Below are 13,831 nucleotides of genomic sequence, written 5' to 3' on the forward strand. Positions count from 1 at the left end.
GTTCTAAGATAAAGAATTTTTATTATAGTTAGTCTCCACATTAATTATGCAGAAAAAATTTCTATTTAGATTTTATAGGTTGTAGTAACGTGTAGGATTGATGTAAGTTAATAAAAAAATTTACTAGAGATATTTATGCAATGCCGTGGAGTAATAGTTCAAAATAATTTATTACTGTAAATATTAAGGAGTTGTAATGGTGTTTATCACTCATGATGTTGAGCGACGTAAGGAAAAATTATTAGAACGTTTACATCAAGATATTCCAGCTAATGTTACTTTCGCATTACAGGAGGATTTAGGTGGAAATATAAATATAGACAGTGATATTAGTGGACAATTGCTGACAAAAAATCAGTTGGCTACTGCTAAAATAATTACCCGGGAAGATGGTATATTTTGTGGAATGCGTTGGGTAGAGCAGATATTTCAGCAACTTGATCAATCTGTTCAGCTTAAATGGCAGGTCCGTGATGGCGACAAAATTAAATCTGGCCAGACTCTTTGTACTATCGAAGGTGATGCTCATATACTGTTGCTTGCTGAAAGGGTTGCACTTAATTTTCTACAAACTTTATCAGGTGTTGCTACCAAAACAGCTCATTATGTTGAGATATTACAAGGCACAGAAGTAAAGTTATTAGATACTCGTAAGACCATTCCTGGTTTAAGGAGCGCGCTCAAATATGCAGTACTTTGTGGAGGTGGTTTTAATCACAGGCTAGGTTTATTTGATGCTTATTTAATTAAAGAAAACCATATCATTGCAGCAGGGAATATTACTTCAGCAATTAAGAAAGCGCGTTTAGCGCATACAAATGTTCCTATCGAGGTTGAAGTTGAAAATATAAATGAATTGATTGAAGCAATTGAAGCAAAAGCAGATATTGTTATGTTAGATAATTTTACTATCTCTATGATGCAAGAAGCGGTAATGATTGCTCAGGGAAAAGTGGCTCTCGAAGTATCGGGCAATATTACACTTAAAACATTAAAAGAGTATGCAAAGACAGGGGTAGATTATATTTCTGTTGGTGCATTAACTAAAAATATTACAGCAATAGATCTTTCTATGAGATTTCATGAATAGTTGAATAATACTACTAAATATTCTAACTATTTATTCAATCAAAATATTGATATCAAAGAAACTTTATTAATTAAATTTTTTTTAATTATTTTAGATGTTTTGAAAAATTAAGGATATTTTTAATATCAACTCTATCAATCGTTTTCACTGAAAACCATTAATGTTATTTATAATAAAATTGTTATGTTCTTAACTGCTGGATTGAATATTAATTCATTTATATTGATTAATAATTTAATTAAAGGTAAATAGTAACGTTTCAGTTGATTAGTTATATGTATAAAAAAATTAACATCGTTGCTAAAAAACAAATTAAAACTATCATTTATTTTTAATTTTTAAAAATCTTTATCAAAAAATGCGACTTTCTTAAGGTTAAATATAAGCTCTTATGGACAGTTGGTGAATACTTTGTTACTTTATGTACATCTAGGATAAATTGGTATTACCAATTGACTTTGGTAGTGTTAAATAAGTATTTACGCAAAATATAAGTGGCCTATTGTAAATATGGTTTATAGCAAAATTCGCCAACCTAAATTATCTGATGTCATTGAACAGCGCCTTGAGCATTTAATCCTTGAAGGAATATTGCGCCCCGGAGAAAAATTGCTACCTGAACGTGAGTTGGCTAAGCAATTTGATGTTTCTCGTCCCTCTTTGCGTGAGGCTATTCAGAGGCTTGAAGCAAAAGGTTTTCTTCTTCGCCGACAAGGAGGGGGGACGTTCGTCCAAACAAATCTATGGCAAAGCTTTAGTGATCCGCTTACCCAGTTATTATCTGGGCATATGGAATCACAATTTGATCTTTTAGAAACACGTCATGCACTTGAAGGTATTGCTGCTTATTATGCTGCTTTAAGAGGAACCGATGAGGATCTGGCTCGGATTAAGATCAGTCATTTACAAATTCAGGATATTGAAGAGCGTGGGGATGTTAATGCTGAAGTTGAGGCTGTTTTGCAATATCAGCTGGTTGTTAATGAAGCGGCTCATAATGTGGTATTACTTCATATACTTCGTTGTATGGTTCCATTGTTAGAGCAGAATATTAGACAAAATTTTGAGTGCTTATATACCCGTAAAGAAATGCACGCAGCAGTAAGTAAACATAGAACTCAAATTTTTGAGGCTATTATCGCACGTGAACCTGAAAAAGCACAGGAAGCTTCACATCGTCATTTAGCATTTATTGAGGAGATTTTGCTGGACATCAGTCGTGAGCATACACGTCGTGAGCGTTCTTTACGTCGAATACAACAATATCAAAATTTAATTTAGTAGTGCAGATTTTTTTGTTGCTGCGTCTGCATTACCGCTCTGATTTATTAGAGACAAAGTTGCGGCAATAGTGACTATCTTTTGTTCTTCTTTCTGGTTTAGTAAATATGTTCAAAAGATGGCTCAGTAACTATATTAGAAACAGATAATAGATAAGGAATAGACCATGTCAGATATGTCGAAGAATGACGTGGATCCGATCGAAACTCGCGACTGGTTACAGGCGATCGAATCGGTCATCCGTGAAGAAGGTGTTGATCGTGCTCAGTATCTTATTGATCAAGTATTACAACAAGCACGCAAGGGCGGCGTTAATATCGCAGCTGGTTCTGGAAACTGTGATTATATCAACACTATTTCCGTAGAGGATGAGCCTGATTATCCAGGCAACATGGATTTAGAGCGTCGTATTCGCTCTGCGATTCGTTGGAATGCTGTAATGGCAGTTTTACGAGCTTCTAAAAAAGATCTGGAGTTAGGTGGTCATATGGCATCTTTCCAGTCTTCTGCAACTTTATATGAAGTCTGTTTTAATCACTTCTTCCAGGCAAAAAACAATAAAAATGGTGGAGATTTAGTTTATTTCCAAGGACATATTTCGCCTGGTATTTATGCACGCGCATTTTTGGAAGGTCGTCTCACTGAAGAGCAAATGGACAATTTCCGGCAAGAAATTGGTGGCAAAGGTCTTTCCTCTTATCCTCATCCTAAATTGATGCCTGAATTTTGGCAATTTCCTACGGTGTCGATGGGATTAGGTCCAATAGGTGCTATTTATCAAGCAAAATTCTTAAAATACTTACAACACCGAGGTTTAAAGGATACCGCAGATCAGACAGTTTATGCTTTCCTTGGTGACGGTGAAATGGATGAACCTGAATCTAAAGGTGCTATCACGATTGCGACTCGTGAAAAGTTAGATAACCTGGTTTTTGTGATCAACTGTAACTTACAACGCCTTGATGGGCCAGTTACTGGTAATGGTAAGATTGTTAATGAATTAGAAGGTATCTTTAGCGGTGCTGGATGGCAGGTCATTAAAGTCCTGTGGGGTGGCCGATGGGATGAATTATTGCGTAAGGATACTTCAGGTAAACTAATTCAGTTGATGAATGAAACTTTGGATGGTGATTATCAAACATTTAAGTCTAAAGATGGCGCTTATGTTCGTGAACACTTCTTCAATCGTTACCCTGAGACAAGTGCACTAGTCAAGGATATGACCGATGATGAAATCTGGTCGTTAAACCGTGGTGGTCATGATCCGAAAAAAGTTTATGCCGCTTTTAAAAAAGCGCAAGACACTAAAGGCAAGCCAACAGTCATTTTAGCTCAAACAGTTAAAGGCTACGGCATGGGCGATACTGCTGAAGGTAAAAATATTGCCCATCAGGTGAAAAAAATGAACCTGGAAGGGGTTCGTTATTTCCGTGATCGCTTTAATGTGCAGGTAGCGGATGATCAAGTAGAAAAATTACCTTTTATTACTTTTAAAGAAGATTCAGCTGAATATAAATATCTGCATGAGCGTCGTCAGGCATTAGGTGGATATTTACCTGCACGAAATCCTACATTTGATGAAAAATTGGATATTCCTAGCCTAGAAGATTTTGGTCAATTATTAGCAGAGCAAAATAAAGAGATCTCTACTACGATCGCATTTGTACGTGCTTTGAATGTAATGTTAAAAAATAACTCAATTAAAGATCGTCTAGTGCCAATTATTGCTGATGAAGCACGTACTTTTGGTATGGAAGGTTTATTCCGTCAAATTGGGATCTATAGTCCAAATGGACAACAGTACACCCCTCAAGATCGTGAACAAGTTGCTTACTACAAAGAAGACGAAAAAGGTCAAATTCTTCAAGAAGGCATCAACGAATTGGGTGCCGGCGCTTCTTGGTTAGCTGCTGCTACATCGTATAGCACAAATAATCTGCCGATGATCCCATTTTATATTTATTACTCCATGTTCGGCTTTCAGCGGATTGGTGATCTGTTATGGGCAGCTGGAGACCAGCAAGCGCGTGGCTTCCTAATTGGCGGAACCTCAGGACGTACCACATTGAATGGTGAAGGCTTGCAGCATGAAGATGGGCATAGCCATATCCAGTCACTAACCATACCTAACTGTATCTCTTATGATCCAGCTTATGCTTATGAAGTTGCTGTTATTATGCATGATGGTTTAGTTCGTATGTATGGTGAGAAACAAGAAAATGTTTACTACTATATTACTACCTTGAACGAAAATTATCATATGCCAGCGATGCCTACTGGTGTTGAGGAAGGTATTCGTAAAGGTATCTATAAACTGGAGTCACTAAAAGGCGAAAAAGGCAAAATTCAATTGTTGGGATCGGGTTCAATGATGCGCCATGTTCGCGAAGCTGCAAAAATTTTGTCTAGTGAGTATGGTATTGCTTCCGATGTTTATAGTGTAACGTCATTTACCGAATTAGCTCGTGAAGGACAGGATTGTGAGCGTTGGAATATGTTACATCCATCTGATAAACCTCGTGTACCTTATGTTGCTCAAATCATGAATGATGCTCCGGCAGTTGCATCAACAGATTATATGAAATTATTTGCAGAACAAATTCGTTCCTACATTCCTGCAAGTGATTATCGTGTTTTGGGTACTGATGGTTTTGGTCGTTCAGATAGCCGTGAAAACCTTCGTCATCATTTTGAGGTTGATACTTCCTATGTGGTAGTAGCAGCGTTGGGTGAATTAGCTAAACGTGGTGAAATGGATGTAAAATTGGTGAATGAAGCCATCAAAAAATACAACATCAACCCAGAAAAAATTAACCCACGTTTGGCATAAGAGGTAAAATCAATGTCTATTGAAATTAACGTTCCTGATATTGGTGCAGATGAAGTTGAAGTTACCGAAATTATGGTAAAAGTGGGCGACAAAGTTGATGTTGAGCAGTCGTTAATTACCGTAGAAGGTGAAAAGGCGTCAATGGAAGTTCCGTCACCACAGGCTGGTGTTGTGAAAGAAATTAAAGTCGCAGTTGGTGACAAAGTCGCAACCGGTAAGTTGATTATGGTTTTTGATACAGCGGAAAAAGTAACAGAAGCTAGCGCTAAAACAACCTCTGATGCAAACACGGATAAAGCAGATAGCAAAGATGTGGGTCAAGCAAAAAGTGAATTAACGGAAGTTATTGTACCGGATATTGGTAATGATGAAGTTGAAGTTACCGATATAATGGTTAACGTTGGTGATAAAATCTCCGTTGAGCAATCGCTAATTACTGTAGAAGGTGAAAAGGCATCGATGGAAGTGCCAGCGCCTTTTGCCGGCGAAGTTAAAGAGATCAAAATTGCTAAAGGCGATAAAGTTAAAACCGGTTCACTAATTATGATTTTTGCGGTTGATGCCACCGCAGCTTCGCCAGCTGCCAGTGCGGAAACTAGCAGCGCTGAAATAGCGAAAAAATCAGAGGCCTCGCCTTCTGAACCCCCTCAAGTCTCATCTACAGCACAGGCAAGTAATGTTTCTGAGACTAAAAATGAATTTATTGAAAATGATGCGTATGTGCATGCAACACCGCTTATTCGCCGTTTAGCGCGTGAATTTGGTGTTAATTTGGCTAAGGTAAATGGAACAGGGCGTAAAGGTCGCATTCTGCGTGAGGACGTTCAGACTTATGTCAAAGAGGCGGTAAAACGTTCTGAAGCTGGAGCGACTACCGCGGGTGGTTTGCCAGGCATGCTACCATGGCCAAAAGTTGATTTTAGTAAATTTGGTGAAGTTGAAGAAGTTGAACTTGGCCGCATTCAAAAGATATCTAGCGCTAATTTGAGTCGTAACTGGGTAATGATCCCGCATGTGACTGTCATGGAAGATGCTGATATTACCGAAGTAGAAGCTTTCCGTAAGCAGCAAAATAAAGAGATGGAAAAGTTGCAAACGGGAGTAAAAATTACACCATTAGTTTTTGTCATGAAAGCGGTTGCTCGAGCATTAGAAGAAATACCTCGTTTCAATAGTTCAATTTCTGCCGATGCTCAGCGATTAACATTGAAAAAATATGTTCATATTGGTATTGCCGTTGATACCCCAAATGGTTTGGTTGTGCCTGTTATTCGCGATGTTAATAAGAAAGGTATTATCGAGCTTTCCAAAGAATTGATGGAAGTATCGAAGAAAGCACGTGCCGGCAAATTGACCGCGTCTGATATGCAAGGTGGCAGCTTTACTATTTCTAGCTTAGGTGGTATCGGTACAACAAGTTTTACACCAATTATTAATGCGCCAGAAGTGGCTATTATGGGGCTATCTCGCTCATCTATGAAGCCAGTATGGAATGGCAGTGAATTTATTTCACGTCTGATATTACCTATGTCACTCTCCTTTGATCATCGTGTCATCGATGGTGCAGATGGCGCTCGTTTTGTCACTCGTATTGCACAGTTAATGAGTGATATTCGCCGTTTGGTTATGTAATTTATAGACCGACTGAATGTCGGTCTGTTTTATTATTAGTAATTACAGAATTTTTTCTAATTTGTCCTATAGGTTGAGAGTTATGTCACGTTAGAGCACTTTCAAGGATGTTAACAATTCTGTAAACTGCCTTTAGTACACACGTCTCGGTGGTTATAAATTTTTTCGTCTGACTCGCCGGACAACAAAAGTAAGAGGTCATGATGAGTACTGAAATTAAAACCCAAGTAGTGGTTCTAGGAGCGGGACCTGCGGGTTATTCAGCAGCTTTTCGCTGTGCAGATCTTGGTTTAGAAACGGTTTTAGTCGAGCGTTATGAGACATTAGGCGGTGTTTGTCTTAATGTCGGTTGTATTCCTTCCAAAGCATTATTGCATGTTGCAAAAGTTATTGAAGAAGCGAAGGCATTGGCGGCACATGGGATCGTATTTGGTGAACCGAAAACAGATATTGATAAAGTACGGCTGTGGAAAGAAAAGGTTATTGGCCAATTAACAACTGGTTTGGCCGGAATGGCAAAGGGTCGTAAAGTTAAAGTTGTTAATGGATTAGGTAAATTTACCGGTGCTAATACATTGGTTGTTGAAGGTAAAAAAGAAACAACAACCATCAACTTTGACAATGCTATTATTGCTGCAGGCTCACGTCCGATCCAGCTTCCATTTATTCCTCATGACGACCCGCGAGTATGGGATTCTACTGATGCTTTGCAACTAACAAAAGTACCCAAGCGTATGTTAGTGATGGGCGGCGGTATCATCGGTTTAGAAATGGGTACTGTTTATCATGCATTAGGATCGGAAATTGATGTGGTTGAAATGTTCGATCAGGTTATTCCTGCAGCAGATAAGGACATTGTTAAGCTTTTTACTAAACAGATAAGTAAGAAGTTTAATTTAATGCTCGAGACGAAAGTGACTGCGGTGGAAGCCAAAAAAGATGGTATCTATGTAACGATGGAAGGCAAGAAGGCACCGGCCAAACCACAATGTTATGATGCTGTTTTAGTGGCAATTGGTCGTGTACCGAATGGCAAATTAATTGATGCGGGTAAAGCCGGAGTAGAAGTGGATGAGAGAGGTTTTATCCACACAGATAAACAGATGCGTACCAATGTGCCCCATATTTATGCGATTGGTGACATTGTCGGTCAGCCAATGCTGGCTCATAAAGGTGTTCATGAGGGTCATGTGGCGGCTGAAGTGATTTCTGGTTTGAAACACTATTTTGATCCAAAAGTCATTCCTTCAATTGCTTATACTGAACCTGAAGTTGCTTGGGTTGGTTTGACAGAAAAAGAAGCTAAAGAAAAAGGTATCAGTTATGAAGTAGCCACTTTCCCATGGGCTGCTTCTGGTCGTGCTATTGCATCTGATTGTTCAGAGGGTATGACTAAGCTTATTTTTGATAAGGAAACCCACCGCGTTATTGGTGGGGCGGTTGTCGGTGTTAATGGTGGCGAATTACTAGGTGAAATTGGCTTAGCAATTGAAATGGGGTGTGATGCAGAAGACATTGCATTGACTATTCATGCTCACCCGACATTATACGAATCAATCGGTATGGCAGCTGAAGTATTTGAGGGAAGTATTACTGATTTGCCTAATCCAAAAGCAAAGAAAAAGTAATTTATTTTATTCTCGTAAAATAAATTTGTTGTAAGCATTATTCGACTTATTACTAGCTCCTTTATTTGATTTAAATAAGGGAGCTATTTTTTGCTTGAAAAGTAAGAATAATATTTTATTCAATTGAAATGTTTATTATTTAATAAAATTAACTAGTTATTGCAATTGTCTATAAAAAACAAACCATTTTTGCTACTAATGGATAAAATTTTTTACCTAGAGTAGCAATACATGAGATCAAAAAACCGCAGCAATATTTATTGGCTCTGATGAATGTTGGAGGTATGTAAATAAATTAACAGTATAATTAAATTCTGTTATTCTGGATGTTCCATACTGGGCATAATTGATAGAAGTAAAATTATGTTAAGCTAATTCCTCTGACCAGGCCCTTCATTTTCTATTTGAGATGTAGACATCCAGGTATATAAATTAAAATCAATTGAGGAGAACGTCGTGCTAAAAGAGTACCGTGAGCATGTAGCTGAACGTGCAGCACAAGGAATAATACCCAAGCCACTAAATGCTACCCAAGTTGCTAAATTAGTTGAACTAATAAAAACCCCACCTGAAACTGAAAAAAATTTCCTATTAGATCTGTTAAGTAATCGTATTCCTCCTGGTGTTGATGAAGCTGCTTACGTGAAAGCTGACTTCTTAGCTGCTATTACTAAAGGAAAAACATATTCCCCCTTACTTACACCAGCAAAAGCGACAGAGTTATTAGGCACTATGCAGGGTGGCTATAATATCTCTCCATTAATTGATGCGCTGGATGATGAACAGTTGGCACCAATAGCAGCCAAAGCATTGTCCCATACTTTGTTAATGTTTGATAACTTCTATGACGTAGAAGAAAAAGCAAATATGGGCAACCAATATGCGCGCCAAGTTATAGATTCATGGGCAAATGCCGAATGGTTTCTTGATAAACCTGCATTAGCAGAGAAACTGACTGTAACTGTCTTTAAGGTAACGGGGGAAACCAATACTGATGATTTATCACCAGCACCTGATGCCTGGTCACGACCGGATATTCCGTTACATGCACAGGCAATGCTTAAAAATACCCGTGATGGAATTATACCCGATGAGCTTGGTGTCATTGGGCCTATCAAACAGATTGAAACATTGTGTAAAAAAGGTTTTCCATTAGCTTATGTTGGTGATGTTGTCGGTACAGGCTCTTCGCGAAAATCAGCAGCCAATTCAGTAATATGGTTTATGGGCAAAGATATTCCTTTTGTACCAAATAAACGTAATGGCGGTATTGTTTTGGGTGGAAAAATTGCACCAATATTTTTTAATACGATGCAAGATGCGGGCGCCCTGCCGATTGAAGTTGATGTGACTTCACTGAATATGGGAGATGTGATTGATATTTATCCCTATAAAGGAGAAATTCGCTGTCATGCCACTAATGCCTTATTAACAACTTTTGCATTAAAAACCGACGTTTTACTTGATGAAGTTCGAGCCGGCGGGCGGATTGCGCTGATTATAGGCCGTGGACTGACAGCACGAGCGCGGGAGTCTTTGGGCTTGCCTGCGATTGAAGTATTTTGCCAGGTAAAATCAGTTATACAAAGTGACCGAGGTTTTACCCTGGCACAAAAAATGGTTGGTCGTGCTTGTAATAAGCTTGGAATTCGTCCTGGTGAATATTGTGAACCGAAGATGACGTCGGTTGGTTCGCAGGACACTACAGGACCAATGACCCGAGATGAGCTTAAGGATTTAGCTTGTTTAGGTTTTTCAGCCGATTTGGTTATGCAGTCATTTTGTCATACTGCCGCTTATCCAAAGCCTATCGATGTAACCACCCATGATACTTTACCTGATTTTGTTATGGATCGTGGCGGTGTTTCTTTGCGTCCCGGTGATGGTATTATTCATTCTTGGTTAAACAGGATGCTGTTGCCGGATACAGTGGGAACGGGTGGTGATTCACACACGCGTTTTCCTATTGGTATTTCATTTCCTGCTGGTTCCGGATTAGTTGCTTTTGCTGCGGCGACCGGTGTTATGCCTTTAGATATGCCTGAATCGGTATTAGTCCGCTTTAAAGGTCAAATGCAGCCAGGTATTACTTTACGTGATTTAGTTCATGCTATCCCTTACTATGCGATCCAACAGGATTTATTGACGGTCGAAAAGCGAGGTAAGAAAAATATTTTCTCAGGCCGAATATTAGAAATTGAAGGCTTACCCCAATTAAAAGTTGAACAAGCGTTTGAATTAGCGGATGCCTCGGCAGAACGCTCAGCTGCGGGTTGTACTATCAAGTTAGATAAAGAGCCCATTATCGAATATCTACAATCTAACATTGTATTATTGAAATGGATGATTGCGAATGGATATGGTGATCGCCGTACTCTCGAACGTCGCATTAGTTCAATGAATAAATGGTTGGCTGATCCGCAACTATTAACGGCTGATGCTGATGCAGATTATGCAGCAGTTATTGAAATTAATTTAAATGAAATAATCGAGCCCATTTTATGTGCACCAAATGATCCAGATGATGCACGTTTATTATCTTCCGTGGCGAATGAAAAAATTGATGAGGTTTTCATTGGCTCCTGTATGACTAATATTGGTCATTTCCGTGCGGCAGGTGAGCTTCTAGAGCAACATAAAGGGCAAATCCCCACTCGTTTATGGGTTGCTCCGCCGACTAAAATGGATGCTGCTAAGCTAATCGAAGAAGGTTATTACAATATTTTTGGTAAAAGTGGGGCACGGATTGAAATTCCTGGTTGCTCACTATGTATGGGTAATCAGGCTCGTGTTATGGATGGAGCAACCGTGGTTTCGACCTCTACCCGTAATTTCCCTAATCGACTAGGAACTGGCGCAAGGGTTTTTCTTGCTTCAGCAGAGTTGGCAGCAGTTGCTTCATTATTGGGATACTTACCAACGGTAGAAGAGTATCTGCAATTGATTAATGGCATGGGAAATAAGAGTCAAAATATATACCAATACTTAAATTTTGACTTACTACCTCAATATACAAAAAAAGCGGAAACAATAATTTTCCAGTCAGCTGTTTGAAGTAATAATTTTTCATATACCCTATTTCTTGCTGTAATTAATCAGAGATAGGGTATAGCGCTTAGATTCATTTATCTGCTATCTGAAAAACTTATGTCTCTTTAGGATTTGTATTTATTATTTACCAGACAACTTCAGATTAGATCTGTTAAAGGGAATTAAAAAAGCGATCAAAATTTGCTTTTATATAAGTAAGTTGTGCATTAAATGCTGTTTTAATTAGATCTTTTTGACTGCTGTTAAGGTTTTCTTTTTTCAATTTTAAAAAAGAATCTTGCATTAATTGAACCGTTACATCGCATGATTTCTGGAATGCTGTTATGGAATTATTTTTACCAGTGTTAGCCGCTTCAATGACAATTTTTTCAAAAACAAGATCGGCTATGTCACGAATATTCTGAACTTCTTCGTTATTAATTCTATCATCTTTATATGCTTGGTTTATAATTTTATCTAATTTATCATTAATTTCTTTAACATCCATAACTTAAATCCTTTTATTAAATATTAAATTCCAACTGTAGAGAATTACAGCCATCATCTACCCATTTTACGAAGAAAATAATTTTTGAACGGCCATAATTGAAGATTACATATTTAGAAATATGCTTACAAGACAATATAACTATAAACTCTCTTAAAAATGGAGTTGTTACATTAAATTAGCTAAGTCTTTTCTCTTTAATGGCTGAAACGATATTGCTTATTAAGCGCCAATTTTTAAATAGCCACCTCTATATGTAATAGGGTATTTATATTATTGCTGAAATAAAGTATTTTTATGGTAATGATAATATTTGTGCTGATATAAATAAAAAATACACTCGAGGAACAGGACGGAGATCAGGTATGGATTATGAATTTCAACAGGATGTCACTGGCCATATCATCGCTCGATTTTCAATGGATCATGAAGCAATTGGTTATTGGTTGAATGAGGAAATTAAAGGTGATTTATGTCAGTTAGAGCAGATTCAGACAGGTTATCATTCTATTAAAGGCAGCGGGCGTCAATGGAAAAAAATCGGACGTGAATTTACATTGTTCATGGATGATAAAGAGATCATGATACGAGCTAATCAGTTACACTTTCAAACAGAAGATTTAGAAGAAGGGATGTGTTATTACGATAACGAGAGTATTGCATTTTGTGGTTTAGATGATTTTATTAAAATGCTGGAAAACTATCGTAACTTTATTTTATTAAACATTATCGATTAAAAGATAACAAAATCGCTGTTTTATTTTGTCAATGTTATATCTAAAATTATACAGTTTCGGATATATGATTAGTAATTGATTTATTTTCTCGAGGGGGATTGAGATGGATGAAAATGGTGTGGTAGAAACGATCGATCAGGCAAAGAGTTGGCTTATTAATCATCAGGATTTGTTAATTCAGTATGCGGTAAATATCGTTTTTGCATTAGTTATTTTATTTGCTGGTTTGATTGTTGCTAAATGGATCAGTCACATCACTAATCGATTAATGTCATTACGTGGTATAGATAAGACGGTCAGAGATTTTTTATCAGCAATTGTTCGTTATGGCATTATTGCATTTACCTTAATAGCAGTATTAAGTAAGTTAGGTGTGCAAACTGCCTCTGTTATTGCTGTTTTAGGTGCTGCCGGTTTGGCGATTGGTTTAGCTTTACAGGGTTCTTTATCTAATTTTGCTGCTGGTGTGTTATTGGTTATTTTTAGGCCATTGCGGGCAGGGGAATATGTTATTTTAGGTGCAGTGGAAGGAACCGTTGAGCATGTCCAGATTTTTTCAACTTCATTACGTACGGCTGATGATCGCATTGTTGTTATACCCAATAGCAAAGTGATTAACGACAATATTATAAACACTTCTCGTGAACCTAATCGGCGTACTCAAATTATGGTGGGTGTCGGCTATAATGCGGATATTGATAAGGTTAAAAAAGTGTTAGGTGATGTTATTGCGGCAGATGAGCGTATTCAGCATGATAAAGGTGTTACTATCCGTTTACATGAAATGGCACCTTCTTCTCTGAATTTTGTCGTACGTGTTTGGACGACTAATGCTGATGGATGGAATGTCTATTGGGACTTGATGGAAAATTTTAAAAAACAGTTAGATGCACATAATATTGGCATACCTTTTCCACAAATGGATGTTCATTTATATCAAACCAAAAATAGCTAGCCAATTATTTTGGTGTGGATTAGCTTTCACACCAATATTTTTATTGGTTAGTAAAATCTCGCTATTTAAATTTGCATTAGTTAGCGTTGATTAAAATTATTCATTATGATTAATCTTCCCATTATGCTTTTTAATATTCT

At 37.6% G+C, this 13,831-nt stretch carries 9 protein-coding genes; 8 read left to right on the forward strand and 1 reads right to left on the reverse strand.

Features of this window, described 5'->3' with window-relative positions; genetic code table 11:
• Positions 1 to 196: 196 nt before the first annotated feature.
• The 6 genes from nadC to acnB all read left to right on the forward strand — a co-directional run bounded on the left by nadC (position 197) and on the right by acnB (position 11,515).
• A complete protein-coding gene (nadC, locus tag WH390_RS04540; protein ID WP_032115253.1) occupies positions 197 to 1,090 on the forward strand; it encodes a carboxylating nicotinate-nucleotide diphosphorylase in 894 nt (297 codons plus the stop codon).
• Positions 1,091 to 1,600: 510 nt separating this feature from the next.
• Positions 1,601 to 2,371, forward strand: coding sequence for a pyruvate dehydrogenase complex transcriptional repressor PdhR (gene pdhR, locus WH390_RS04545; protein WP_032115254.1), 771 nt, complete (start codon positions 1,601 to 1,603; stop codon positions 2,369 to 2,371).
• Positions 2,372 to 2,537: 166 nt separating this feature from the next.
• Positions 2,538 to 5,201: a pyruvate dehydrogenase (acetyl-transferring), homodimeric type gene (gene aceE, locus WH390_RS04550; protein ID WP_032115255.1), complete on the forward strand. Its 2,664-nt coding sequence runs from the start codon at positions 2,538 to 2,540 to the stop codon at positions 5,199 to 5,201.
• Between the two features lie 12 nt (positions 5,202 to 5,213).
• Positions 5,214 to 6,833: a pyruvate dehydrogenase complex dihydrolipoyllysine-residue acetyltransferase gene (gene aceF, locus WH390_RS04555; RefSeq protein ID WP_032115256.1), complete on the forward strand. Its 1,620-nt coding sequence runs from the start codon at positions 5,214 to 5,216 to the stop codon at positions 6,831 to 6,833.
• Positions 6,834 to 7,036: 203 nt separating this feature from the next.
• Positions 7,037 to 8,461, forward strand: coding sequence for a dihydrolipoyl dehydrogenase (gene lpdA, locus WH390_RS04560; RefSeq protein ID WP_032115257.1), 1,425 nt, complete (start codon positions 7,037 to 7,039; stop codon positions 8,459 to 8,461).
• Positions 8,462 to 8,917: 456 nt separating this feature from the next.
• Complete coding sequence (gene acnB, locus WH390_RS04565; RefSeq protein ID WP_032115258.1) at positions 8,918 to 11,515, forward strand: bifunctional aconitate hydratase 2/2-methylisocitrate dehydratase; 2,598 nt, start codon at positions 8,918 to 8,920, stop codon at positions 11,513 to 11,515.
• A 148-nt stretch (positions 11,516 to 11,663) separates the two neighbouring features.
• On the opposite strand, the gene WH390_RS04570 is transcribed toward acnB, so the two are convergent.
• Positions 11,664 to 11,999, reverse strand: a complete 336-nt coding sequence (locus WH390_RS04570; protein WP_032115259.1) for a hypothetical protein — start codon at positions 11,997 to 11,999, stop codon at positions 11,664 to 11,666.
• A 365-nt stretch (positions 12,000 to 12,364) separates the two neighbouring features.
• On the opposite strand from WH390_RS04570, the gene WH390_RS04575 reads away from it, so the two are divergent.
• Both WH390_RS04575 and mscS read left to right on the forward strand, forming a co-directional pair.
• Positions 12,365 to 12,736, forward strand: a complete 372-nt coding sequence (locus WH390_RS04575) for a YacL family protein (protein WP_032115260.1) — start codon at positions 12,365 to 12,367, stop codon at positions 12,734 to 12,736.
• 103 nt (positions 12,737 to 12,839) lie between these two features.
• A complete protein-coding gene (gene mscS / locus WH390_RS04580) occupies positions 12,840 to 13,691 on the forward strand; it encodes a small-conductance mechanosensitive channel MscS (protein ID WP_032115261.1) in 852 nt (283 codons plus the stop codon).
• The last annotated feature ends 140 nt before the right edge of the window (positions 13,692 to 13,831 follow it).

This window comes from Candidatus Arsenophonus nilaparvatae (assembly GCF_045346035.1).
Lineage (GTDB): Bacteria > Pseudomonadota > Gammaproteobacteria > Enterobacterales > Enterobacteriaceae > Arsenophonus > Arsenophonus nilaparvatae.